We start from the raw sequence: 24,245 nt of genomic DNA, 5'->3' as shown, positions 1-24,245 counted from the left end.
CGCACGCAAAGGAGACGATGATGGCCAATGCTGGCGGTAAGCTCGGTCCGAGCATCAAGGGCAAGGGCGACGGCACCGGCGCGACGAGCACACGGCCGACTTCCCTGCAGGATCACAAGGTGTTCTCGAACCGCGACAAGACGCAGCTCAACCGCGGCCGCGGCCTCGACGGCAAATGGATCGAGAACGAGCAGGTCTACGAGACACAGGGCAACCAGCGCTCGCAGGGCGAATAAGCCCTATTTCAACGCGATGATCAGCATCAGGAAGACGAGGATGATCAGGACCTGCTTCAGGCTCCAGTTGATCCGCCGGAGCTGTTCGGCGACCGGATCTTCCGGCTCTTCGACATCCTGATCCGGCTGCCCGACCGCAAGGAAGGCCGGGTCGTCGGCGATATCGGCTGGTCGCCAGCTGATGCTCTGCACCCGTCCATGCGCCTGTGCCGGGCGGCCATCGGCCTCCGGAGCGAGATGGAACACCGGCGGCTCGTCGTCCGGGCTGCCCTCGCGCAACCAGAGATTGGTGGTCGCGGCGAAGGAGAGGCTGCCGGCGCGGCCCTCGGCAAGGTCCTGCCGCAGGCCGGCGAACAGCGGTTGCGGCAGGAAGAGGTCGGCGGCGAGGCGATCGTCGAGATCGCCCTGTGCCCCGGCGGCAAAGCTGAGCCGCAGCAATGGCGCGCTCTCGCCGGGAAAGGAACGGATGGTCAACGACAGGTCCTGCGCCGGCTCGAGCTGGCCGATCCGGGCGAGGTGCGCGCCATCCGGCCGGGCATGGCCCTCGATCCTGGTGGCATCGTGCAGCACGCCGTCGCGCCAATCGTGTCCGACAACTGCAACCAACCCGTCGGCCGTGAAGGCGAGCGGCTTGGCGGCATCCTGGACGAAGGCACCGGCGACGCCCGGCACTGTCATCCGCCCATCCACGATGCTGGCGCTGTCCGTCCTGTCGTTCATCCCATCCCCGCGGTGAGTCGATGCGGACGATAGCAGGTCGGCCGGGCGAAGCCAGAATGGCAAACTGTTCTACGCCGGGGGAGGAATGGGCTGCGCCGGAAAAGAAAATTTCCTTCTCCGGGCCATCCGCAAAAACCCCTTCCCGATCCGATCGTACCTTTAAAAGAACGTTTGGATTGACATGCAGAACAGCATTTCCTAGATTGCTGGTGTCGTCGGGTCACCGATGGCCGCGGAGATTTGAGCGAGCAGCTTGCGCCGCGTCACCAAACGCTAAAGCGCCACGACGTGGTCGTGGGCTCCCCAGCTTGAGGAGATGAACATGACCGGCTCCGTTCTCCGCCCTGTCGAATTCATTCGTTCGATGATGTGCTGTTGTCGCCGCTGATCCAGCGCTGACGCCGTTTCCCCGGCATCAATCCCGACATCACCGCAATACAGGGCGCCGCAATGCGGCGAAGATCGTCATGTCGTTCCAGTCCCAGATCGTTTCCAATCCGCCGGCCCGCCAGGCCTATGTCATCGAGATCGGCGAGACGCAGGCCGGTCTCGTCGCCCGTGGCGCCGATGAGCGCTTCTACACCTTCATCTCTGCGTCTGCGGCGTTCGACCGGCTCGAAGGCCAGCGCTTCGCCACGCCAGTCGCCGCCGAGTTGGCGGCACGCCAGCTCGTCCGCTCGCGTCCCGGCCTGCGGCTGGCGGCCTAAAGGAGCGCGCCGGTGACGCTGTTCGAGCAGTTGCGCGCGGCGCTCGCCGCCTGGTTCGAGCGGGCCGTGCCCGCCGAACTCGGCGAGCCGCGCTGGCAGGAGCGTTCTTTTGCCGATCTTGGCGCCGAAGAGCGCCGCCGCTCGATCCGCGAGGTGACGCTCGAGCAATTGGGCATTGCGCACTGGTCGTGCCACACGCATTTCTGAGGTCATGATGAACGCCCCCGTGAAGCCAGACGCCTTTCGCGTCGAGGCCCTGCTTCCAACGCCACCGCTTGACGCGATCATTCGCTTCGAAGCCGTCGGCAAGACCTTCGCCAGCCGCGACGGCCAAGAGCCGGTGATGGCACTCGCCGGCATCGACCTCGTCGTGCCGCGTGGCAGCATCGTCGGCGTGATCGGCCGCTCCGGCGCCGGCAAGTCGACCCTGATCCGCCTGGTCAACGGGCTGGAGCGCGCCACCTCCGGCCGCATCCTGATCGAGGGCGAGGACGTCACCAACCTGACCGAGGCCGGCTGGCGCGAGCGTCGCCGCGCCACCGGCATGGTCTTCCAGCACTTCAACCTGCTGTCCTCGCGCACGGTGTTCGACAATGTCGCCCTGCCGCTGGAGATCGCCGGTGTGCCCAGGGCGAAGATCGAGGCGCAGGTCAGCCGCCTGCTCGATCTGGTCGGCCTCTCCGACAAGCGCGAGCGTTTTCCGGCCGAGCTCTCAGGCGGCCAGAAGCAGCGCGTCGGCATCGCCCGGGCGCTCGCCACCGAGCCGAAGGTGCTGCTCTGCGACGAGGCGACCTCGGCGCTCGATCCCGAGACGACACGCGCGATCCTGGCCCTGCTCAAGCAGGTCAACCGCGAGCTCGGCATCACCATCCTGCTGATCACCCACGAGATCCCGGTGATCAAGGAAATCTGCGACCGCGTCGCGGTGATCGAGGGGGGCCATATCGTCGAGGAGGGCGAGACCTTCGAGGTGATGACAAGGCCGCGCCATCCGACCACGGCGAGTTTCGTCGAGGCGGTGACCGGCGTCGAGGTACCCGACTATCTCTCTGGCCGCATCCATAAAAAGGCACTCGCCGGCGACAGCGCCGTGCTGCGCATCGCCTTCACCGGCGAGAACGCGACGACGCCGGTGATCAGCCGCCTCAGCGCCGTCATCGGCGTCGACGTCAACATCCTCGCCGGCCGCATCGACGCGATCGGCGACAAGCCCTTCGGCAGCCTGCTGGTCTCGGTGCCGGCGAGCGAGCCCGAACTTGCCGCCGTCTTCGGCGCGCTGAAATCCCTCGGTCTCAAGGCGGAGCTGGTCGGCCATGTCTCCTGAACTCATCCGTCTGATCATCGAGGCGACCGGCGACACGCTGCTGATGGTCGCGATCGCCGCCGGCCTCGGCACCGCGCTCGGCCTGCCGCTCGGCGTCTTCCTCGCCACCAGCAGGAAGGGCGAGCTCTTCGCCGCGCCCGCGGTCAATGCGGTGCTCGGCGCGCTGGTCAATGCGACGCGCTCGACACCCTTCATCATCCTGGTCGTCGCGATCATCCCCTTCACTCGGCTGATCGCCGGCACCTCGATCGGCACCTTTGCCGCGACCGTGCCGCTGACCGTGGCGGCGACGCCGTTCATCGCCCGCCTGATCGAAGGCGCCATCCGCGAGGTCGATCAGGGCTTGGTCGAGGCGGCCCGCTCGATGGGCGCGACCCCGCTGCAGATCGTGCGGAAGGTGCTGGTGCCCGAGGCGTTGCCGGCGATCGTGCTCGGCCTGACGCTGGCGCTGGTCAGCCTGCTCGGCTTCTCGGCCATGGTCGGCGCGGTCGGCGGCGGCGGGCTCGGCGATCTCGGCATCCGCTATGGCTATCAGCGTTTCATGCCGGATGTGATGGCGATCGTCGTCGCCGTGCTGATCGTCCTCGTCCAGACCGTGCAGAGCGTCGGCGACCGCCTCTCGCGCCGCCTCAACAAGCGCCTGCGTCACGCCTGACCCCCTTCCGCTTCCAGCCCGTTCAGTTCACCAAGGAGCTACCATGTCCACCCTTCTCAGCCGTCGCCTCGCGCTCGGTCTTGCCGCTTCGTTCGTCCTCGCCGCCCCGGCGCTCGCCCAGCAGAACCAGGTCGTCCGCATCGGCGCCTCGCCCGGCCCGCATGCCGAGATCCTCGAGAAGGTGAAGCCGATCGCAGCCAAGAACGGCCTCGACCTCAAGATCATCGAGTTCTCCGACTATGTCGTGCCGAACCAGGCGCTGGCGGCCGGCGAGCTCGAGGCGAATTCCTTCCAGAACCAGCCCTATCTCGACAACCAGGTGAAGGATCGCGGCTTCAAGCTGGTCAGCGTCGGTCTGACCGTGAACTTCCCGCTCGGCATCTACTCCTCGAAGTACAAGAGCTGGGCCGAGGTGCCGGACGGCGCCACCGTCGCGATCCAGAACGACCCGACCAATGGCGGCCGCTCGCTGCTGCTGCTGCAGGACAAGGGCGCGATCAAGCTCAAGGACGGCGTCGGCTTCAAGCCGAGCGTCGCTGACATCGTCAGCAACCCGAAGAAGCTGAAGATCATCGAGATCGAGGCCGCCCAGACGCCGCGCTCGCTCGCCGACGTCGCCGCTGCCGCAATCAACACCAACTACGCCGTCGACGCCAAGATCGAGCCGACCTCTGCGATCCTGCGCGAGGATCCCAAGGGCCCCTATGTCAACCTGATCGCCGTGCGCGAGGCCGACAAGGACAAGCCCTGGGTCAAGGCGCTGCTCGCCTCCTATCACACCCCCGAGATCAAGGCCTTCGTCGCCGAGCGCTTCAAGGGCTCAGTCCTCGCCGGCTGGTAAGGCTCCTCCCCCCGGGCCGTGGTCACGGCCGGGCACCTGCCCCGGAAGCGCAAGCTTCCGGGGTTTTTCGTTTGTCAGACCGACAGATACTGCGCCCTGACCGCCTCATCCGCCTTGAGCTCGTCCATCGTACCGGTGAAGCGGATCAGGCCCTTCTCGATGATGGTGGCGCGGTCGGCGACCGAGCCGGCGAAGTGCAGGTTCTGCTCGGAGATCAGCACCGAGAGCCCTTCGCCCTTCAGCGCCAGGATGGTCTTGGCCATCTCCTCGACGATCACCGGCGCGAGGCCTTCGGAGGGCTCGTCGAGCAGGACGAGCTTGGGATTGCCCATCAATGTGCGGGCGATGGTCAGCATCTGCTGCTCGCCGCCGGACATCGCCCCGCCCGGCCGGTCGCGCATGCGGCCGAGATTGGGGAATAGCTGGAACAGCCGCTCCGGAGTCCAGTGCGGCGCGCCCTCGCGCTTCGGCCGCTGCGCGACGGAGAGGTTCTCCATCACGCTGAGCTCGGAGAAGACGCGGCGCTCCTCCGGGACATAGCCGATGCCGAGGCGGGCGATCTCGAAGGGCTCGCGCCCGACGATGGTGTGCCCCTCGAAAGTGACGCGGCCGGCCTGCGGCGGCACCAGCCCCATCACCGCCTTCATCGTCGTCGACTTGCCGGCGCCGTTGCGGCCCATCAGGGCCAGCACCTCGCCGCGCCCCATCGAGAATCCGACGCCGTGCAGGATATGGGCGCGGCCGTAATAGGCATTGAGCCCTTCGATCTCGAGCATCAGTGGCCTCCCGAGGTCGCGCCGGAGCCAAGATAGACCGCGCGCACGGCCGGATCGTTGCGGACTTCCTCGGCCCGGCCCTTGGCGATCAGCTTGCCGCGGTCGAGCACCAGGATCGCGTCGGAATGGGCGAAGACCACGTCCATGTCGTGCTCGGTGAACAGCACGGCGATGCCGCGCTCCCGGGCGATCTCGGCGGTCAGCGCCATCAGCGCGATGCGCTCGCGCGGGGCCATGCCGGCGGTCGGTTCGTCCATCAGCAGGAGCTTGGGCTTGTTGGCGATCGCGACCGCGAGCTCGACCCGTTTCAGGTCGCCATAGGCGAGGACGCCGCAAGCGCGCTCGGCCTGGTCGAGCATGCCGACCTGCTTCAGCAAGGCGTCGGCCTCGGCGACATGGCGGTCCTTGGCCCGCCCGAACAGCGTCCAGGTCTCGCCGGCATGCGAGATCAGCGCCATCTGCACGTTCTCGCGCACGCTCATCGAGGCGAAGGTCGCGGTGATCTGGAAGGTGCGCCCGACCCCGAGCCGCCAGACCTCGCGCGGCTTCAGCCCGGTGATCGTCCTGCCGTCGAAGATGACCTCGCCGCGGTCGGACGGGAGCTGGCCGTTCAGCATGTTGAAGCAGGTCGTCTTGCCGGCGCCGTTGGGGCCGATCAGCGCCAAGAGCTTGCCGGCCTCGACCTCGAAGCTGACATCGTCGACGGCGCGCACGCCGCCGAAGGACTTGCCGAGATTGCGGACTTCGAGGACCGGGCTCATCGGGCGGGCTCCGGCGTAGCGGTGACGGGCGGAGCGGGCTCGGCCTCGCGGCGCCGTTCCGACAAAGCGAGCGCCGTCCCGACGAGTCCGCGCGGGAACAGGATGACGAGCAGGACGATCGAGGCGCCCATGACGAAGCGCCAGTACATCGTCGCCTTCATCAATTGCTCCTGCAGGCCCATGAAGGCGAAGGCGCCGACGATCGGGCCCGACACGGTCTGGACGCCACCGAGCAGCACCATCAGCAGGCCGTCGACCGAGCGCGGGATCGCCATATAGGTCGGGAAGACCGAGCCCTTGAAGAAGGCGAAGAGGGCGCCGGCGATGCCGGCCGCAAACGCGGCGATGATGAAGGCGATCCACTGGATGCGCATCACCGGCAGGCCGATCGCCTCGGCCCGCAGCGGGCTGTCGCGCCCGGCCCGCAAGGCATAGCCGAAGGGCGCGAAGACGACGATGCGCAGGACAAGGATCGCGGCGACGCAGACCGCCAGCGCGAGATAATAGTAGACCAGCTTCGGAGCCGCCCAGGCCGCCGGCCAGACACCGAGGATGCCGTTGTCGCCGCCGGTGAGATCGACCCATTGGAAGGCGGTCGCCCAGGCGATCTGGGCGAAGGCGAGCGTCAGCATGGCCAGGTAGACGCCGGAGAGCCGGACGCAGAACCAGCCGAAGACGAAGCCGGCGATACCGGCGAGGAAGGGCGCGAAGGCCAGCGCCGGCAGCATCGGCATGCCCAACCATTTCACAGCGAGCGCCGCGCCATAGGCGCCGAGGCCGAAATAGGCGGCGTGGCCGAAGGAGGCCATGCCGCCCGGGCCCATCATGAAGTGCAAGGACGCTGCAAACAGCGCAAAGATCGAGAGCTCGGTCAGCGTCAGCAGCCAGTGGTCGGCGACGACAAAGGGCGCGACCAGCAGCACGGCGAGCGCGGCGAGGCCGATCAGCTTGACGTTGTGGCTGGCGGGCAGGAGCAGCGGCTCGACCGGGCCATGGGCATGGGCGCTGCCGACCGGGCGCTTGCCCATCAGGCCGTAGGGCTTGATCACGAGGACGACGGCCATCACCAGGAAGACCAGCACCAGCGTGATCTTCGGGAAGATCAGGATGCCGAAGGCGTGGATGATGCCGATCAGCACGGCCGCGAGATAGGCGCCGGTGACGCTGCCGAGCCCGCCGACGACCACGACGACGAAGGCTTCCGAGATCATCGAGAGGTCCATGTGCAGGTTCACCGCCTCGCGCGGGAGCTGCAGCGCGCCGCCGAGCGCGGCAAGGCCGGCGCCGAAAGCGAAGACCGAGGTGAAGAGCAGGCGCTGGTTGACGCCGAGCGCGCCGACCATCTCGCGGTCCTGCGTCGCGGCGCGCACCAAAGTGCCCCAGCGCGTCTTCTGGAACAGGAACCAGAGCAGGCCGAGCATGATCGGCCCGACCACGATCAGGAAGAGCTCATAGCTCGGGAAGCGGCTGCCCATCAGCACGACGAAGCTCTTGAAGCCGGGCGCGCGCGGGCCGAGCTTGTCTTCCGGCCCCCAGATGCCGAGCGCGATGTCCTGCACCATCAGCACCAAGCCGAAGGTGGCGAGCAGCTGAAACAGCTCCGGCGCCTGGTAGATCCGGCGCAGGATCACGATCTCGACGAGGGCGCCGAGCACCGCGACGATCAGCGCTGCCAGCAGCACGCCACCCCAGAAGCCGAGCGCATCGGCTGGGCCGAAGCGGGACACCAGCGTGAAGGCGAGATAGGCGCCGAGCATATAGAAGGAGCCATGCGCGAAGTTCACGATCCGCGTCACGCCGAAGATGATCGACAGCCCGCAGGCGACGAGGAAGAGCGACGAGGCCGAGGCCAGGCCGTTGAGCGTCTGCGCGAAGATCAGGTCGATCATGCGAGGTCCCGTCGAAACAACCGAAAAAGGGGCGCAATCCTCCCGCGGCCGCAGCAGAGGTGCCGCGGCTGGGTCAGCCATAGTGTAGATCAGGTCGGAGCTGGCGCTTAGCCCGCCGGGCGAAGCGCCTTCACCTCTGCATCCGAAGGCAGGTATTTGGCGCCGTCGGCATAGCGCCAGTCGACCATGACGCCCTTGCCGTCCTTGACCGCGGTCTTGCCGACATAGGCGCCGAGCGTCGCCTGGTGGTCGGAGGCGCGGAACTCGACCGGGCCGAAGGCCGAGGTGAACTTCAGCCCCTTCATGGCATCGATGAGCTTCTCGTTGTCGGTCGTGCCCGCCTTGGCGATGCCGGCGGCGATGGCGTTCATGGTGTCGAAGCCGACGACCGAGCCGAGGCGCGGATAATCGTTGTACTTCGCCTTGTAGGCATCGCGGAACTTGACGTGATCCGGCGTCTGGATGTCGGCATGCGGATAGCCGGTGACGATCCAGCCGACCGGCGTCTCGGCTCCGAGCGGGTCGAGATATTCAGGCTCGCCGGTGAGCATCGAGACCACCGTCCGGCCTTCGAACAGTCCGCGGGTGTTGCCCTGGCGCACGAAGTTCGAAAGGTCGGCGGCAAAGGTGACGTTGAAGATCGCATCGGGCTTGGCCGCCTCGATCGCCTGCACGGTCGCGCCGGCGTCGATGCGGCCGAGCGCAGGGAACTGCTCGGCGACGAACTCGACATCGGGCTTGGCCTTCTTCAAGAGCTCCTTGAACCACTTCACTGCCGACTGGCCGTACTCGTAGTTCGGCGCCACCGTCGCCCATTTCTTGGCCGGGAGCTTGGCCGCTTCCTCGACCAGCATCGCCGCCTGCATGTAGGTCGAGGGCCGCAGGCGGAAGGTGTAGCGATTGCCCTTGGCCCAGACGATCGCGTCCGAGAGCGGCTCGGAGGCGACGTAGAGCCGCTTGTTCTGCAGGGCGTAGTCGGCGATGGCGAGGCCGACATTGGAGAGAAAGCCGCCCGAGAGCAGGTCGACCTTCTCGGCGTTGATCAGCTCGCCGGCGAGGCGCACCGAATCCTCCGGCTTGCCGGCATCGTCGCGGAACAGGGTCTCGATCTTGCGGCCGAGCACGCCGCCGCCGGCGTTGACCTGCTCCAGCGCCAGTTCCCAGCCCTGGCGATAGGGCTTCAGGAAGGCCGGCTGCGAGGTGTAGCTGTTGATCTCGCCGATCTTGATCGGCGCGCTCTGGGCGCGCAGCAGCGACGGCGTGGTCAGCGCGACGGCGCCGAGCGCAGCTCCGCTGACGAATTGGCGACGGTCCATTCGGTGGCTCTCCCGTTGATCGCTCGTCTTACGCATCCACAGCCCCTCGCTGCGCGATTTCCTACCCTAGGCCAGCGCAGCGCACTGCAACAAGCCGAGGCGGAAATTCGTTTGTATGCGTATGAAATTTCGACTGCGTTTCGCAGTTTGTCAATCGTCCAAAAACAGGCAGCTGCATTGGACGGGCGAACCCGCTGGCTCGTCGGCATCTCAGACGCCGCGGCGAACGCTCAGCCGAACATCTCCGCGATGGTCTCCTCGCCGATGGCGAAGGCTGTCGATGCGCCTGTTCCCGAGGTGACGATGACCAGGCTGGTCCGATCGGCGATGCGCTCGCGCAGCATCGGCCGGTCTGGCTGGCTGGCATAGGTGCCGAGCCAGCGCGCCTCGACCGGCGGACGGGCGCCGAACACCGCCTGGTATTCGTCGAGCATCAGCTCGTCGACGCCGGTATCGCCGAACGGGTCGGGCGTTGCCGCATAGTGATGGGAATCGCCGACGACGCGCGTGCCGTCGGCCGAGGCGACGACGATCAGGTGGATGCCGTTGGCGAGCTGCTCCGGCTGCTCGCGCTCGATCCGGGCGCGCAGGGCTGCGGCTTCCGGCAATTCGGCATAGCCGAGATAACGCACGACCGAGAGGTCGGACATCACGGCGCAGGGCAGGTCCGGACCGGCAGCGGCGGTCCGCACCCGCAGCATCTGCAGCTTGCAGCGGGTCAGCTGTGGATAGGCGGCCTTGAGCTCGTCGGCATAGAGGCCGGTGAAATCGTCGCCCGGGCAGATGATCGCGGCGTCCGCCTGCAGGCGCCCCGCCGACGTCTCGATCGCCGGCAGTGCCACGCCATGCACGGTCGTTCCGCGCAGGATGGTGACGCCCCAATCGCGTTCGAGATGGGCGGCGAGCAGCGGGATCGCCTCGCGCGATTCGACACGCAGCTCGTAGGGGCTCCACAGCACCGCCTGCTGACCGACGAGGAAGGGAAAGCGCGCGCCGAGCGCCGGGCCGGCAACCAGCTCGCAATCCTCCCCCATCTCAGTCGCGAGGAAGGCTTCGAGCGTCGCCACCGTCTCCGGCCGGCGGGCGGTGACGCAGACCCCGGCATGGGCGACGGCGATTCCGGCCTTCGGCGCGATCTCGGCCCAGATGTCGCGCGAGCGTCGCGCCCGCTGCCAGGTCTGGCCGGCCTGCTGACCGGTCACCGAGACGAAGCCGAAATTGCGGATCGAGGCGCCGTTCGCCTGCGCGTCGCGATCGATGATCACGACCTTCAGCCCGCGCTTTGCCGCCGCAAGCGCATGGGCTAGGCCGACGATACCGGCACCGACGATGGCGAGATCGAAATTGCGCTCCACTGCAGCTCCTCCGGGCGCTGCGATTCAAACGCCGCAGTCGACAGCCCGCTTATTGCACCGGCGGGCTTGCGTCGAGATGCGCTCAGGAGCGCCCGCCATCGACCGAGAGTATCTGCCCGGTCACCCAGCCCGCATGCTCGGAGAGGAAGAACAGGCTGGCATGGGCGATGTCCTCGGCCGTACCGAGCCGGCGGGTGTGAATGCCCTCGATCAATCGCTTCTGGCCGTCCGGTCCGTAGGACTCCCATTGCCGCTCGGTCGCCGGATTGGAGCGGACGAAACCGGGCGCGACCGAATTCACGGTAATGCCGTCAGGGCCGAACTCCCAGGCGAGCTGCTTGGTGAGGCCGACCAGCGCGTGCTTGGCGCTGGCATAGGCCTGTATGCCGGTGAGACTCGGCCGCAGCCCCGCCCCGGAGGAGATGTTGACGATGCGGCCGTACCCGGCCTGCTTCATCGCCGGAGCCGCTGCCTGCGACAGGAAGAAGGCGGCGTCGACATTGGCGGCGAAGACGGCGCGCCAGTCGCCCTCGGAGATCTGCTCGATCGGCCGGCCGACCTGACCGCGTACGCCGCCGGCAGCATTGACCAGCAGGTCGAGCCGACCTTCTGTCGCGAGGATCGCGTCGACCAGCTCCTTGGCGGCCTCCGGACTGCCGAGATCGGCGACATGTGCCTTCGCGCCGAGAGCATCCGCGCTGGCGGCGACGCCCTCGGCGTCGAGATCGGCGAGATGAACTTTCGCGCCGGCTTCAGCCAGCGCGGCGGCGATGGCGCGGCCGATACCCTGGGCGGCCCCGGTGACGAGGGCTACGCGGTCGTCGAAGCGGATTTGCATTGGTCGATCAATACCTTCAGCGTCTCGAACGACATCGGACGGCGGCCCTCCTCGATGTCCTGGATCAGGGCGACCAGCAGTTCGAGCGCAGGCGTTGCGACACCGACCTCGCGGCCGAGCCGCGAGATGATGCCGATCTGCGGCTGGCCTTCGGTCTTGCGCTTGCGCACGGCGAGATCGCGCCAGATGCCGGAATGGGTCTTGGCGGTCTTCGAGGTATAGTCGGCGAGCCAGGCGATCGTCTCGACCTGCGGACCCTCCGGCGCACCCGGCGCGAACACAGCGGGGTCGAAATCGCCGAATCCGAGCGAGGTGACGCCGCGCGCCGCCGCGACCGCGCCGACTTCCCGTCCGAGCGCCAGCCAGACCGGCAGCCGCTCCGGATCGGCGAAGTTCGCCGACATCGAGTCATTGGTCAGGGCTGTCCCGAACAGCATCGCGCCATAGGCGAGCTTGCCCCAGAGATAGCCGTAGATGTTGTCGGTCAGGATCGCGTCCGGCTCGAAGATCGCAAGCAGCCGGTGCATCTCGCGCACCCGGTCGGTCATCGCGCCGTCGAGCTCGCCGACGACCACGGCGCCGCGATTGCCGTAAAGGATCTCGCCCGGTCCGTGCCAGTCGGCGCCGAAATTGACGAAGCAGCCCACGGTCCGATTCTCGCCGACCGCCTTGGCGATGGTGATCTCGTTCAGCCCGTTCTGGGCCGAGAGCACGAAGCCGTCAGCGGCAAGATGCGGCTTCAGGGCGGAGAGTGCTGACTCAGTGGCGCCTGCCTTCACCGCCAGCACGATGCGCGAATAGCGGCCGGTCAGCTCCTGCGGCGTCACCGCCGGTACCACCTGCCGGAATTCCTCGACCGGCCCGGTGATCGCCAGCCCCGTCGTCCGGCAGGCCTCGACATGCTCGGGCACGATGTCGACCAGCAGCACCGGCACGCCGGCCCTTGCCCAGTAGGCGCCGAGCGTGCCGCCGATCGCGCCGGCGCCCCAGATCAGGATGGGTTCGCCACTCATGCCTGCCCCATCACCTCGACATCGGCATGGGTCGCGACATGGACGAGCCCGTCCGGCGTCACCCATCCCCGATACATGCCCTCGGAATTATAGGGCGCGATGATCGCGCCATCGGCGCCGACGGCGACGAGCCCGGCGCCGATCCTGTGCGTGGTCAGTTCGGCAATGGCGCGGTCGGCCGCGTCCTTCAGGGAAAGGCCGGCATAGCCGATCAGCGATGCTATCTCGTGGCCGATGCAGTAGCGGATGAAGAATTCGCCCTTGCCGGTGCCCGAGACGGCGCAGCGTCCGTCGCGAGCATAGGTGCCGGCGCCGATGATCGGGGAATCGCCGACGCGCCCGGCCGGCTTGTTGGTGTAGCCGCCCGTGGAAGTGGCGGCGGCGAGATGGCCGTTGGTGTCGAGCGCGACCGCACCGACGGTGCCGTGCTTTTCGGCCTCACTCGCCTCGTCGGCCGTGCCGACGAGCTCGCGGATCTTCATCGAGGCCAGGTTCTTGCGCCGCCGCTCGGTCGAGAAATACTCGTTCTCGACGATATCGAGCCCTTCGGCTTGGGCGAAGGCGTCGGCGGCCGGGCCGGCCAGCAGCAGCGGATCGCCGCGATGCATCAGCGCCTTGGCGGCGCTGATGGGATTGCGGATGCGCTTGACCGCGCAGAGCGCCCCAGCGGCCAGCGTCGAGCCGTCCATGATCGAGGCGTCGAGCTCATGCTCGCCATCGGCATTGAAGGCGGCGCCGTGGCCGGCGTTGAAATGGACGGAATCCTCCATCACCAGCACGGCGGCCTCGACGGCGTCGACCGCGCTGCCGCCCTTGGCGAGGACCGTCCAGCCGGCCCGCAACGACTTGGCGAGATGGGCCTTGGCCTCGGCCCATTCGGCGTCGCTCATCTCGGCCTTGGGCAAGGTGCCGCAGCCGCCATGGATGGCGAGGGCGATGGTCATGCTGGGTTATCCTCGACATGAATCCTTCTCCCCTCGGGGGAGCAGGTGTCTGCGAAGCAGACGGATGAGGGCGGTACGACTGGGTGAGAGCCGGACAGGTTGCGCTTGTCCTTCCCTCATCCGTCAGCGCTTCGCGCTGCCACCTTCTCCCCCGGAGGGGAGAAGGAAGAACAGGCTCACTTCGCCGGCTTGATGTCCATCGCGAGGGTGTCTTCATCGACGCGCGGGCGGATCGTCACCTTGGCCTTCTGCATCGCCCAGGCCGAGCCGACCGCCACGATCGGCAGGCGCGGCCGGTCCTTGGCGACGATGGCGTTGGCCTGCGAGAGCAGGTCGTTGCGCTTGGCCTCATTCATCTCGACGGCGGCGTCCTCGATCAGCTTGTCGAGCTCGGCGTTCTTGTAGCCCAGCACATTGAAGGCGCCGAGCTTCTTGGCCGGGTCGTTCGAATGCACCACCGAGGACAGCGTGTAGTTCGCCTCGCCCGTCAGCGTGCCCCAGCCCGACATCGACATCGAGAACTCGCCGCGCAGGCGCGCCGGGAAGAACACGGCGCCGGGCTGGGCATTGGCGTTCACCTCGATGCCGATACGCGCCAGCATCTGGGCGATCGAGGTGCCGACCTGGCGATCGCCCGGCAGGCGGTCATTGGTGAAGGAGAACGAGACCTTGAAGCCGTTCGGATAGCCGGCCTCCTCCATCAGCTTCTTCGCCTTGGCGAGATCCGGCTTCAGCGGCGGCAGGCTCTTGTTGTAGCCTGCGATATCGGGCGTCACCAGCTGGTTGACCGGAGCGCCGAGCCCTTCCATCGCGATCTCGGCCAGCGCCGGCCGGTCGATGGCGAGGTCGATCGCTTCGCGTACCTTGGCATCCTGCAGCGGATTCTTGGGCAGGGCCGAGCCGTCCTTGGCGCTGACCTGCGGGGACTTGTCCCGCATGTCGAGCTCCATGTTGAAGACATAGACCGTGTCGATCGTGGCAACCGAGAGCTTGGCGTCGCGCTTCAGCGTCGGCACGTCGGAAGCAGGCGCGCGCACGATGATGTCGACCTGGCCGGCCTTGAGCTGGGCGACGCGGGCGGCATCGTTCGGCAGTTCCTTGCGCAGCACGCGCTGCCACGGCTCCTTCTCGCCCCAGTAGCCGTCGAAGCGCTCGAGCACGAGCTGGTCCTTCGGAGTCCAGGAGACGAATTTGTAGGGGCCGGTACCGATCGCCGCCTTGCCGGTGTTGAAGGCGTCGTTGGCATTGTCCTTGGTCAGCCCGGCCGCCGCCTTGTGCGAGACGATGAACAGGCGGATGAAATCATTCGGCAGGTTCGGCGCCGGCCCGTCGGTGACGATGTGGACGGTGAGCGGATCGACGATCTTCACCTCCTTGACGCGCCGGACATAGATCGTCGTCGGGTTCGGGCCGGCGACGACCGGGATGCGCTCGATCGAGAACTTGACGTCCTCGGCAGTGAAGTCGGAACCGTCATGGAACTTGACGTTCGGACGCAGCTTGAACTCCCAGACGGAGGGCTCGATCGCCTTCCAGCTCGTGGCCAGGCGCGGCTCGATCTGCAGCTTGTCGCCCGACCAGGTCAGCGTGTCGAAGACATGCTTCAACGCCTCGGCATGGGTGCCGGTCGCGGTGAAATGCGGGTCGATCGATTCAGGCCCGGCGCGCACGCCGATGGTCAGCGTCTGCGCCGTCGCGGCGCCGGAAAGCGGCAACCCGATCAGGGCCGCGAGAGCGGCGGTCCGCCAGAGCGGGGACCGATGCGACAAAGGCTTGGTCATGTTGAGGTCCCTTCGGGTTCGAGATCGGCAGGCCAGGTCGGGGAGGCGATCACCATCTTGTCCATCAGCTCGCAGAGCTGCTTCTGCTCGGCTTCGGTCAGCACCGAGAGCATTGCGGTCTGCTGGCTGACCATCATCGGCATGGTCTCCTCGAAGATGGCGCGCCCGGCAGGCGTCAGCGCCAGCACGTAGCTGCGCAGATCGTCCGGATCGGTCTCGCGCTTGAGCAGGCGCCGCTGCAGCAATTTCTGGATCGCGCGTGAAAGCGTGTTCTTCGGCAGGCCGGAGGAGGAGACGATGTTCTTGGCGGCGACGCCGCCCTTGAGTCCGACCGCGTAAAGCGCGACGAATTCCGGCCGCACCAGCCCATAGCGCGTCTCGATCCAGCGATAGACCGGGTCATTGAAGCGGAAGGCAATGAAATTGAGCCGGAACGACAGCCAGCAGGGATTGTCCCAGAGCTTGGTGACGGTCAGCGGATCGAGCTCGCGTAGCGCCGACTCGCGATCGCTGTCGAGCTTGGACAAGGAAGTCGGGGCGCGTGCCATCTCGGACATCCAATTTAGTTCCATATGGAACTTGACGGTCCCGTATGCCGCTGTCAAGGATGACGCGGTTTCGCCGAAACGCAAGGATCAGGCCGTGCTCGTCGCCCGGATGAACTGGATGCAGATCGAGGACCAGGCGAAGCGCGACGATCGCTGCGCGCTGCCGCTCGGCTGCGTCGAGCAACACGCTTATTTGAGCCTCGCCACCGACGCGATCCTGTCAGAGCGTGTCGCGGCGGAAGCCGCCGAGCCGCTCGGCATTCCGGTCTTCCCGGTGCAGGCCTATGGCATGACGCCGGGCTTCACCGCCTATCCCGGCACGATCTCGCTGCGGATGAGCACCTATATCGCGCTGCTCGAGGACCTGCTCGAAGGCGTCTACCGCTCCGGGTTTCGTCGCATCGTGCTGGTCAACGGCCATGGCGGCAATGCGCCGGTGATGACGGCGGTGACCGAATGGATGGGCCGGCGGCCCGATGCCAGCGTCAAGATGCACAATTGGTGGGCGGGGCCGCGCTTCCAGGCGGCAGTGAAGGCGGTCGACCCGGCCGCCTCGCACGCCTCCTGGATGGAGAACTTCCCCTGGACCCGCCTCGAAGGCGTGACCTTGCCGGACGCAGTGAAACCGCCCTTCGACGCCGCGCTCTACCAGGCCGCCAATCCGCAACGGAAGCGCGAGATCCTCGGTGACGGCAATTTCCACGGCCGCTACCAGCGCCCGGACGAGGAGATGCTGGCGCTCTGGGCGGTTGGGGTCGAGGAGACGCGCGCAGTGATGGTCGAGAGCTGGCCGTGAGATCAGCAATGGGGCGGCACGGATGCTGACCCATATCATCGAGCGCGTCCTGCAGGCGCTCGCCGTCATGCTCGTCATGTCGGCGCTGGTCTTCGTCGGCGTCTACGCCATCGGCAACCCGATCGACGTGCTGATCGGCCCCGATGTCAGCCAGGACATCCGGCTCGATACCATTGCCCGCTACGGGCTCGATAAGCCGCTCTGGGAACAGTATTTCACCTTCCTTGGCCGCGTCCTGCACGGCGATTTTGGCCGCTCCTTCGTCTTCGGCATGCCGGTGCTGGAACTCATCCTGTCGCGCCTGCCGGCGACGCTGGAGCTGACGCTGGCGGCCGTGTTCGGCGCGGCGTTGATCGGCATCCCCGCCGGCATCTATGCCGGCTATCGGCCGGACAACCCGCTCTCCAAGCTGATCATGGCGCTCTCGATCCTCGGCTTCTCGGTGCCGACCTTCTGGATCGGTCTCGTCCTGATCATGACCTTTGCGGTCGAGCTGCAATGGTTGCCGGCCGGCGGGCGCGGCGAGACCGCCTCGCTCTTCGGCGTCGAATGGAGCTTCCTGACGCTGAACGGCCTCTCGCATCTGCTGCTGCCGGCGCTGAACCTCGCCTTCTTCAAGCTCGCTCTGATGACGCGCCTGGCCCGGGCCGGCACGCGCGAGGTCATGCTGACCGACACGGTGAAGTTCGCCCGCGCCGCCGGCATTTCGGAGGGCGTCATCCTGCGCCGACATGTGCTGCGCCTGATCTCGATCCCGCTCGTCACCGTCTTCGGTCTCGAATTCGCCTCGACGCTTGCCTTCGCGGTGGTGACCGAGACGATCTTCTCCTGGCCGGGCATCGGCAAGCTGATCATCGACTCCATCCAGTCGCTCGACCGGCCGGTGATGGTCGCCTATCTGATGCTGGTCGCCTTCGTCTTCATCATGATCAACTTTCTGGTCGACCTGACCTATTTCGCGCTCGATCCGCGCTTGCGGAAGGGACGGGCGTGATGCGGACGGAGTCGCCGATCGCCCGCTTCTGGAGCGAGTTCAGGGAAAGCCGCCTCGCCGTCGCGGCGCTCGTCGTCGTCGTGCTGATGATCGGCGTCGCCCTGCTCGCGCCACTGATCGCGCCGCAGAACCCCTACGACCTCGCCAATCTCGTTCTCTCCGACGCCCGCCGCCCGCCGGGCTATGTCGGCTCGGGCGGCTACACCCACTGGCTCGGGACCGATGCGCAGGGGCGCGACCTGCTCTCGGCCATCCTCTATGGCCTGCGGATCTCCCTGCAGATGGGGCTGGTCGCCGGCGCGATCGCCTTCAGCATCGGCGTGACGCTCGGCATCGCCGCCGCCTATCTCGGCGGAAGGCGCGAGGCCTTCATCATGCGTGTCATCGACCTGCAGCTCGCCTTCCCGGCGATCCTGCTGGCATTGGTGATCTCGGCGCTGCTCGGCCAGGGCAAGGCGCAGCTCATCACCGCGCTGGTCGCAGCGCAATACGCCTATTTCGCCCGCACCGCCCATGGCGCGGCCTCGGCCGAGCGCGGCAAGGACTATGTCGAGGCGGCGCTCTCGACGCCGCTGCCGGCGCGGCAGGTGATTTGGCGTCATATCCTGCCGAACTGCCTGCCGCCGCTGATCGTGGTCGTGACGGTGCAGGTCGCCAGCGCTATCGCGCTGGAGGCGACCCTCTCCTTCCTCGGCGTCGGCCTGCCGGTGACCGAGCCATCGCTGGGCTCGCTGATCGCCAACGGCTTCCAGTACATGCTGTCCGGCCGCTACTGGATCTCGATCTATCCGGGCCTCGCGCTGATCCTGCTGATCGTCGCGATCAACCTCGTCGGCGACCAGATTCGCGACCAGGTCAATCCGAGGCTGAAGCGATGAGCACGGGCGCGGCCGCAGCGCCGCTGCTCGAAGTCCGCGACCTCACCACACAGTTCCTGACCCGCGCCGGCGTGGTGAAGGCGGTCGATGGCGTCTCCTTCTCGCTGCGCCGTGGCGAGGTCATGGGTCTCGTCGGCGAATCCGGCTCAGGAAAAAGCGTCACCGGCTTCTCGATCATCGGCCTGATCGACCCGCCCGGCCGCGTCGCCGGTGGCTCGGTCAAGCTCGAAGGCCATGAACTCGTCGGATTGTCGCCGGACGAATTGCGAAAGCTGCGCGGCCGCGTCGTCTCGATGGTCTTCCAGGACCCGCTGATGACGCTGAACCCGGTCCTGACGATCGGGGAGCAGATCCGGCTGGCGCTGGAGGCGCATGAGAAGGTCTCCGCCGCCGAGGCACGCCGACGCGCCATCGCAGGCCTCGCCCAGGTCCGCATCCCGCGCCCCGAGGCGACGGTCGACTTCTACCCACACCAGCTTTCCGGCGGCATGCGCCAGCGCGTTGCCATCGCGATCGCCCTGCTGCATCGGCCGAAGCTGATCATCTGCGACGAGCCGACGACGGCGCTCGACGTCTCGATCCAAGCCGAGATTCTGGCTGAGATGAAGGAGCTCGTCGCCGAGCTCGGCACCGCGCTGATCTGGATCAGCCATGACCTCGCCACTGTCGCCTCGATCGCCCAGCACGTCGCGGTGATGCGGCTCGGCAAGATCGTCGAGGCCGGCCCGACGCTGGAGGTGCTGACGCGCCCGCAGCACGCCTATACCCGTGCGCTGCTCGATGCGCTGCCTTCGCGGGCCAAGCCTGGCGAGTTGCTACTGCGCGGCGGCGGCGTGCCCGATGCCGCCCCGCCCGCCCGCAAGCCGGCGGCAGCCGCTGCCGCGCCGGTGCCCGGCGCTCCCTATTTCGTTGCCGATCGCGTCAGCAAGCGCTTCGAGGCGCGGCCCGGCGCGCTGCGCAGTCTCGGCCAGAAGTTCGGCCTCATACAACCTCCGCCCGCCGTGATGGCGGTCGACGAGGTCAGCCTGATCGTGCCGCGCGGCGAGGCGCTCGGGCTCGTCGGCGAATCCGGCTCGGGCAAGTCGACGCTCGGGCGCATGGTCGCCGGCATCTACGCCCCCTCCTCCGGCACCGTCCGTTTCGAGGGCCGGCCGGTGATGAGCGCGGGGGCCGAACCGAAGAAGCTGACGACCCGGGTCCAGACGATCTTCCAGGACCCGTTCGCCTCGCTCAATCCGCGCATGCGGATCGGTGACGGCATCGCTGAGGGCCCGCTCGCACATGGGCTGGTCAGCAAGGCCGACAGCGCGGCTTATGTCCGCGACTGGCTCGCCGCGGTCGGGCTCGACCCGGCCTTCGCGGACCGCTATCCGCACCAGTTCTCCGGCGGTCAGCGCCAGCGCGTCGCGATTGCCCGGGCGCTCGCCATGCAGCCCGATCTCGTCGTCTGCGACGAGCCTGTCGCCTCGCTCGACGTCTCGATCCAGGCGCAGATCATCAACCTCCTGATGCGTCTGAGGGCCGAACTCGGCCTGACCCTGATCTTCATCTCGCACGACCTCTCGGTGGTCAGGCATCTCTGCGACCGGGTCGCGGTGATGTATCGCGGCCGCATTGTCGAGGAGGGGCCGGCGGGCGAGGTCTACGACAACCCGCAGCACGACTACACCAAGCGGCTGCTCGCGGCCGTGCCGGTGCTGCCCGAAGCGGCGGCCTGAATAGGAGAGACGCCATGACCGAACTCAAGCCTTGGCAATGGCCGGAGGAGACCTGGCGCGGCAAGGTCGAGCAGGTCCGCGCCGGCCGCAACCTCAAGCCGAAGAGCTGGCCGGGCGGGGCGCGCTGCGCCGTGGCGCTCTCCTTCGATGTCGATCACGAGACCAACGAGCTGCGCGACGGCGGCAAGTCGGTCGGCCGCCTGTCCTGGGGTCAGTATGGCAATCGCGCCGGCATGCCGCGCATCCTCTCCATGCTGGCGCGCGAGGAGATCAAGGCAAGCTTCTTCGTGCCGGCGGTGACCGCGCTGCTCTATCCCGACGAGCAGCGCCGCGTCGTTGCCGAAGGCCATGAGATCAGTCTGCATGGCTGGATCCATGAGGTCAACACGGCTGTCCCTCCCGACGCGGAGCGCGAATTGCATCTGCGTTCGGCCGACACGCTGGAGAAGATCACCGGCGTCCGGCCGGTCGGCATGCGCACCCCGTCCTGGGATTTTTCCGAGGTGACGCTCGCGGTCGAGCGCGAGCTCGGGCTGATCTACGATTCCTCACTTTTCGCCGACGACGATCCCTATGAACTGATCGAGAAGGGCGAGCCGACGGGGATGGTCGAATTGCCGGTCGAGTGGATCCGCGACGACGCCGTCTATTTCAACATGAACCGCTTCCAGGCACTGCGGCCCTATACGGCGCCCGAGGCGGTTTTCGACATCTTCAAGCGCGAATTCGATGGCGCCCATGCCGAAGGCGGGCTGTTCCTGCTGACCATGCATCCGCATGTCATCACCTATCGCTCGCGTTTCTGGATCCTCGAGGAGCTGGTGCGCCACGCCAAGGCGAAGGGTGATGTCTGGTTCGCGACGCATGCCGAGATCGCGACCTATGTGAAGGAGCAGGCGGGGCTCTGAGACCGCTCCGGAATCGGGCTCATCGCGGAACCGTGCCCGATTTCGGCCGTTTTCGGTTCATTCGGAATTCAGGGCGCGGGGGCGTTCATGTCCGGAAGAACAACTGGAAACGGATGTCATGATGCGCACCAAGAACCTGCTCCTGCTCGGCACTCTCATCCCCGCCATGACGCTGTCGCAGGGCAGTTTCGCCGCTCCATCGCTCCAGCTTGCCCAGGCCCAGCCGGGTGATGACGGCCAGCAGGACCCGCGCCGCCCGCGGCCTCCTGGCGGCCAGGAGCGTCCCGCTCCCGGCGCTCGCCCCGCGCCGGGCCATCCGCCGGCGGCCCGCCCTGCCGCGCCCGAACGCCCGGCCGGAGCAGCCCCGAATGCGCCGCGCCCTCCGGCCCCGCCGCAGGCCGCACCTCCCGCCAATCGGGCCCAGCCCGAACAGCCGCGCCGTCCGGCGCCGCCTCCGGTTCCCGCACCGGGCCAGGTCGCACCGCCCGCACCGCAGGGCGTGCCGCGCCCGCCTTCGGCTGCGCCGAGCACGCCACCGCGCCCGGCTCCCGGCCAGATTGCGCCGCAGCCTTCGCCCGCTCGCCCGGTTGCTCCGCCCAACGCCTCCGGAGCCCCGTCCGGCGACAGCGCTCCGCGCCGCCCGGCGCCCCCGCAGACCGCTCCGGCCCAGCCGCCCGCGGCCGCACCCTCGTCGCCGGCAGTGCCACCTCGCCCCGCGCCTGGTCAGGCCGCCCCTGGCGGCAGCGCGCAACCTCAACCCGGCCAGCCCGGTGCAGGCCGGCCGCCGGGAGCGTCGCCGCAGCCCGGAACGGCTCCGTCGCAAACTGCGCCGGGGGCGCCCCGTCCGCCCGGCCAGGCAGCCCCGGGTCAGCCCGCACCCGGACAGACGGCTCCCGCCCCGGGCACCGCGCCGCGGGCCGGCCAGCCTCAGCCGGGACAACCTTCAACCGTGCCGCCGGCCGGGCGCGCGCCCACAGCCCCGGCACAGCCCGGTGCCACGCCGGCGCAACCCGGCACTGCTGCGCCCGCGCCGACAGCTCCATCCCAGCCGTCAGCCGGGCCCGGCCGCCAGCCCGGCCAGCCGGCGCCGATTCAGCCCGCTCCCGGACAGGCCGCTCCTGGCCAGCCGCCGGCAGCCCCGAATGCCGGCCGTCCGCCTGGCGCTCCGGCCCAGCCGGGAGCGGCGCCGTCGCAAGCGGCACCCGGCGTCGGCCAGCAACCCGGCGCCCCGCTTCGGCCGGGCGTTGCGCCCGGACAGGCGCAGCCGCCGCAAACCTTGCCGCCGGCCGGCCAGCCCGCGCCTGACCGGCAGGGCCGGCGCGGCGGCATCGGCCTTGGCGGCGCGGCTGCGATCGGCCTCGGCGCCGCTGCGATCGGCGGCATCATGGCGACGCAGGGCGCGAGCCGCCTCGATGACATCCGCAGCCGGCGCGAGGAGCGCCGCGAGGGCGACGTCACCGTCATCCGAGAGCCCGGCCGCACCATCATCCGCGGCGACGACGACCGCGTCATCATCCGCCGCGACGAGACGCAGCGCTTCCGCGATCTCGGCCTCGACACCCGCAGCGAACGCCGCGGCGAGGAGACGGTGACGGTCTATGACCGTCCGGACGGCACGCAGATCGTCACGGTGACCGACGCCGACGGCCGCTTGATCCGCCGCTCGCGGCGCGAGCGCGACGGCGGCGAATTCGTCATCATCGACAATGTCCGCCGCGACGGGCCGCAGGCCCGCTTCGCTGAGGAGGTCGTCGAACTGCCGCCGCCGCCGCTGCGCATCCCGCGCGAACGCTATGTCGTCGATGCCGAACGCGCCGACGAGCGGCTGATCTACGAGACGATCACCGCCCCGCCGGTCGCGCCGGTGCCGCGTCGCTACACGCTCGACGAGGTCCGCTACTCGCCCGATCTGCGCGCCCATATGCGCAGCGTCGACATCGACACGATCAACTTCGACTCCGGCTCCTGGACGGTCACGCCCGACCAGGCCGGGCGCCTGAGGGTGATCGCGCAGGCGGTGCGCCAGGCGGTCGAGCGCGCTCCGAACGAGGTCTTCATGGTCGAGGGCCACACCGACGCGGTCGGCTCGGATGTCGACAATATCTCGTTGTCGGACCGGCGGGCGCAGTCGGTCGCCGAGATCCTGACCCGCGACTTCGGCATACCGGCTGAGAATCTGACCACGCAGGGCTATGGCGAGCAGTATCCGAAGGTCCAGACGCAGGGCGACTCGCGCGAGAACCGGCGCGTGACGCTGCGCCGGATCACCCCGCTGCTCACCGGCCAGAACCAGCAGTGACGTCGGTGCGGAGCGGCTTGCGGCCGCTCCGTGCAATTCTTGATAGGCGGTCCGGAACAATCGCCGGCCGCCCTTTGTTCCTCTAGCGGGCAGGCTCGTCTTGCGCCTGCCTGACTGGAGGAGTGCCATGCGCAAGAACTCGTGGGTCCTGCTCGGACTGCTCGCCGCAGGGTTGCTGGCGGCGGAAGCCGCTGCTGCACAGTCCCCTTCCCCGCAGACGCAGCGCCAGCGCGCGCCGGGCGTGCCGATGACCCCGAATGCCGGCGAGGTGCAAAAGCTGGAGCCGCGCTCCGATCGCATCGAGGCGACGCGGGAACGTGAGCAACTGGCGCGCGACCGCTCTGGCCCGCCGGAACCCAACCGTCCGATCCCGATGCCGAAGCCGGTGCCATCGATCATCGCGCCATAGTCGTTACGTTTCGCGACTGCGCATTCAGAGTCAGGTAACGCTCGCCGCCTATGGTCGCCGCGAGGAGCCATGTCATGAGTGAGATGTCGGTCGCGATCGCGCAGAGCCTGATCAGCATGAAGTCGGCTGCGACGCAGCAGGCCCTGCAGATCGAGATGGTCAAGCAGAATGCCGATTCCGACCAGGCTCTGGTCGCCATGCTCCAGCAGGCGGCCGAGCAGCAGCAGGCGTTGCTCCCCGAAGGCCAGGGCGTCAATCTCGACATCACCGCCTGACCTCCCGCCCACATCCGATGTAATGCCTCCCGTGCATGGCCGCGCCGCGTATAGTCGCGGCTCTTTGCCCGTTGCGTGGAGATCACGACAGTTCTAACCTCCGCCTCGTTCCGAGGGGTGCTCGACAAGAGCTGAGATGGCCTGACGGCCGAACCCATCGAACCTGATCCGGGTCATACCGGCGGAGGGACTGGAACGCGGCTGCGCCACATATGCATCCGCAGACAGCGACTGGACCGTCAGACGCCCCGGATCTCCTGAACC

25 protein-coding genes and 1 riboswitch are annotated in these 24,245 nt (G+C 67.9%); of the genes, 14 read left to right on the top strand and 11 right to left on the bottom strand.

What is annotated here, in order from left to right; translation table 11 throughout:
* Positions 1-20: 20 nt before the first annotated feature.
* A complete protein-coding gene (locus ACQKLX_RS06070; RefSeq protein ID WP_427360402.1) occupies positions 21-236 on the top strand; it encodes a hypothetical protein in 216 nt (71 codons plus the stop codon).
* A 3-nt stretch (positions 237-239) separates the two neighbouring features.
* Here ACQKLX_RS06070 and ACQKLX_RS06065 read toward each other — a convergent pair whose 3' ends face one another.
* Positions 240-956 carry a hypothetical protein gene (locus ACQKLX_RS06065; protein ID WP_427360401.1) on the bottom strand — a complete coding sequence of 239 codons (717 nt, stop codon included), beginning with the start codon at positions 954-956 and terminating at the stop codon, positions 240-242.
* A 467-nt stretch (positions 957-1,423) separates the two neighbouring features.
* Between ACQKLX_RS06065 and ACQKLX_RS06060 the strand changes: the two genes are divergently transcribed.
* The 5 genes from ACQKLX_RS06060 to ACQKLX_RS06040 are packed head-to-tail and all read left to right on the top strand — an operon-like array spanning position 1,424 to position 4,483.
* Positions 1,424-1,663, top strand: a complete 240-nt coding sequence (locus ACQKLX_RS06060) for a hypothetical protein (RefSeq protein WP_427360399.1) — start codon at positions 1,424-1,426, stop codon at positions 1,661-1,663.
* A gap of 12 nt (positions 1,664-1,675) precedes the next feature.
* Positions 1,676-1,870 carry a hypothetical protein gene (locus ACQKLX_RS06055; RefSeq protein ID WP_427360397.1) on the top strand — a complete coding sequence of 65 codons (195 nt, stop codon included), beginning with the start codon at positions 1,676-1,678 and terminating at the stop codon, positions 1,868-1,870.
* Positions 1,871-1,877: 7 nt separating this feature from the next.
* Entirely contained in the window at positions 1,878-2,987 is a 1,110-nt protein-coding gene (locus tag ACQKLX_RS06050) for a methionine ABC transporter ATP-binding protein (protein WP_427360395.1), read from the top strand.
* Positions 2,977-3,642, top strand: a complete 666-nt coding sequence (locus tag ACQKLX_RS06045) for a methionine ABC transporter permease (protein WP_427360393.1) — start codon at positions 2,977-2,979, stop codon at positions 3,640-3,642. The genes ACQKLX_RS06050 and ACQKLX_RS06045 overlap by 11 nt, the downstream gene beginning before the upstream one ends.
* A 43-nt stretch (positions 3,643-3,685) precedes the next feature.
* Positions 3,686-4,483 (top strand): MetQ/NlpA family ABC transporter substrate-binding protein, encoded by a 798-nt coding sequence (locus ACQKLX_RS06040; RefSeq protein WP_427360391.1) that lies wholly within the window; start codon positions 3,686-3,688, stop codon positions 4,481-4,483.
* Between the two features lie 74 nt (positions 4,484-4,557).
* Here ACQKLX_RS06040 and ACQKLX_RS06035 read toward each other — a convergent pair whose 3' ends face one another.
* The 10 genes from ACQKLX_RS06035 to ACQKLX_RS05990 all read right to left on the bottom strand — a co-directional run bounded on the left by ACQKLX_RS06035 (position 4,558) and on the right by ACQKLX_RS05990 (position 15,704).
* Entirely contained in the window at positions 4,558-5,262 is a 705-nt protein-coding gene (locus ACQKLX_RS06035; RefSeq protein WP_210208523.1) for an ABC transporter ATP-binding protein, read from the bottom strand.
* Complete coding sequence (locus ACQKLX_RS06030) at positions 5,259-6,020, bottom strand: ABC transporter ATP-binding protein (RefSeq protein WP_427360389.1); 762 nt, start codon at positions 6,018-6,020, stop codon at positions 5,259-5,261. Before ACQKLX_RS06030 ends, ACQKLX_RS06035 begins: the two co-directional genes overlap by 4 nt.
* Positions 6,017-7,909, bottom strand: a complete 1,893-nt coding sequence (locus ACQKLX_RS06025) for an ABC transporter permease (protein WP_427360387.1) — start codon at positions 7,907-7,909, stop codon at positions 6,017-6,019. Before ACQKLX_RS06025 ends, ACQKLX_RS06030 begins: the two co-directional genes overlap by 4 nt.
* Before the next feature lie 107 nt (positions 7,910-8,016).
* Positions 8,017-9,225, bottom strand: a complete 1,209-nt coding sequence (locus ACQKLX_RS06020; RefSeq protein ID WP_427360386.1) for an ABC transporter substrate-binding protein — start codon at positions 9,223-9,225, stop codon at positions 8,017-8,019.
* A 230-nt stretch (positions 9,226-9,455) separates the two neighbouring features.
* Positions 9,456-10,580, bottom strand: a complete 1,125-nt coding sequence (locus ACQKLX_RS06015; protein ID WP_427360384.1) for a TIGR03364 family FAD-dependent oxidoreductase — start codon at positions 10,578-10,580, stop codon at positions 9,456-9,458.
* Between the two features lie 82 nt (positions 10,581-10,662).
* Positions 10,663-11,418 carry an SDR family NAD(P)-dependent oxidoreductase gene (locus ACQKLX_RS06010; RefSeq protein WP_427360382.1) on the bottom strand — a complete coding sequence of 252 codons (756 nt, stop codon included), beginning with the start codon at positions 11,416-11,418 and terminating at the stop codon, positions 10,663-10,665.
* Positions 11,391-12,431: a ketopantoate reductase family protein gene (locus ACQKLX_RS06005; protein ID WP_427360380.1), complete on the bottom strand. Its 1,041-nt coding sequence runs from the start codon at positions 12,429-12,431 to the stop codon at positions 11,391-11,393. Before ACQKLX_RS06005 ends, ACQKLX_RS06010 begins: the two co-directional genes overlap by 28 nt.
* Positions 12,428-13,375, bottom strand: coding sequence for an isoaspartyl peptidase/L-asparaginase family protein (locus ACQKLX_RS06000; RefSeq protein WP_427360378.1), 948 nt, complete (start codon positions 13,373-13,375; stop codon positions 12,428-12,430). The genes ACQKLX_RS06005 and ACQKLX_RS06000 overlap by 4 nt, the downstream gene beginning before the upstream one ends.
* A 176-nt stretch (positions 13,376-13,551) precedes the next feature.
* Entirely contained in the window at positions 13,552-15,156 is a 1,605-nt protein-coding gene (locus tag ACQKLX_RS05995; RefSeq protein WP_427360376.1) for an ABC transporter substrate-binding protein, read from the bottom strand.
* The gene (locus ACQKLX_RS05990) at positions 15,153-15,704 is read right to left on the bottom strand and encodes a MarR family winged helix-turn-helix transcriptional regulator (RefSeq protein ID WP_427360374.1); all 552 of its coding nucleotides are present in this window, start codon (positions 15,702-15,704) and stop codon (positions 15,153-15,155) included. Before ACQKLX_RS05990 ends, ACQKLX_RS05995 begins: the two co-directional genes overlap by 4 nt.
* Positions 15,705-15,798: 94 nt before the next feature.
* Between ACQKLX_RS05990 and ACQKLX_RS05985 the strand changes: the two genes are divergently transcribed.
* The 8 genes from ACQKLX_RS05985 to ACQKLX_RS05950 all read left to right on the top strand — a co-directional run bounded on the left by ACQKLX_RS05985 (position 15,799) and on the right by ACQKLX_RS05950 (position 23,981).
* Positions 15,799-16,500: a creatininase family protein gene (locus ACQKLX_RS05985; RefSeq protein WP_427360372.1), complete on the top strand. Its 702-nt coding sequence runs from the start codon at positions 15,799-15,801 to the stop codon at positions 16,498-16,500.
* A 22-nt stretch (positions 16,501-16,522) separates the two neighbouring features.
* A complete protein-coding gene (locus tag ACQKLX_RS05980; RefSeq protein ID WP_427360370.1) occupies positions 16,523-17,494 on the top strand; it encodes an ABC transporter permease in 972 nt (323 codons plus the stop codon).
* Positions 17,494-18,372 (top strand): ABC transporter permease, encoded by an 879-nt coding sequence (locus ACQKLX_RS05975; RefSeq protein WP_427360368.1) that lies wholly within the window; start codon positions 17,494-17,496, stop codon positions 18,370-18,372. Before ACQKLX_RS05980 ends, ACQKLX_RS05975 begins: the two co-directional genes overlap by 1 nt.
* Positions 18,369-20,090, top strand: coding sequence for a dipeptide ABC transporter ATP-binding protein (locus ACQKLX_RS05970; RefSeq protein WP_427360366.1), 1,722 nt, complete (start codon positions 18,369-18,371; stop codon positions 20,088-20,090). Before ACQKLX_RS05975 ends, ACQKLX_RS05970 begins: the two co-directional genes overlap by 4 nt.
* Before the next feature lie 14 nt (positions 20,091-20,104).
* Positions 20,105-20,998 (top strand): polysaccharide deacetylase family protein, encoded by an 894-nt coding sequence (locus tag ACQKLX_RS05965; protein ID WP_427360364.1) that lies wholly within the window; start codon positions 20,105-20,107, stop codon positions 20,996-20,998.
* 1,276 nt (positions 20,999-22,274) lie between these two features.
* On the top strand, positions 22,275-23,297 hold the full coding sequence (locus ACQKLX_RS05960) for an OmpA family protein (RefSeq protein ID WP_427360362.1): 1,023 nt from the start codon (positions 22,275-22,277) through the stop codon (positions 23,295-23,297).
* A 127-nt stretch (positions 23,298-23,424) separates the two neighbouring features.
* Entirely contained in the window at positions 23,425-23,706 is a 282-nt protein-coding gene (locus tag ACQKLX_RS05955) for a hypothetical protein (RefSeq protein WP_427360360.1), read from the top strand.
* Positions 23,707-23,780: 74 nt separating this feature from the next.
* Positions 23,781-23,981 (top strand): hypothetical protein, encoded by a 201-nt coding sequence (locus tag ACQKLX_RS05950; protein ID WP_427360359.1) that lies wholly within the window; start codon positions 23,781-23,783, stop codon positions 23,979-23,981.
* A gap of 103 nt (positions 23,982-24,084) precedes the next feature.
* A riboswitch (TPP riboswitch) is annotated at positions 24,085-24,189 on the top strand.
* The last annotated feature ends 56 nt before the right edge of the window (positions 24,190-24,245 follow it).

This window comes from Allobosea sp. NPDC003192, from assembly GCF_050275675.1.
Classification (GTDB): Bacteria; Pseudomonadota; Alphaproteobacteria; order Rhizobiales; family Beijerinckiaceae; genus Allobosea.
The sequence above is the reverse complement of the archived record's forward strand: the minus strand, read 5'-3'. Positions and strand labels throughout refer to the sequence as shown.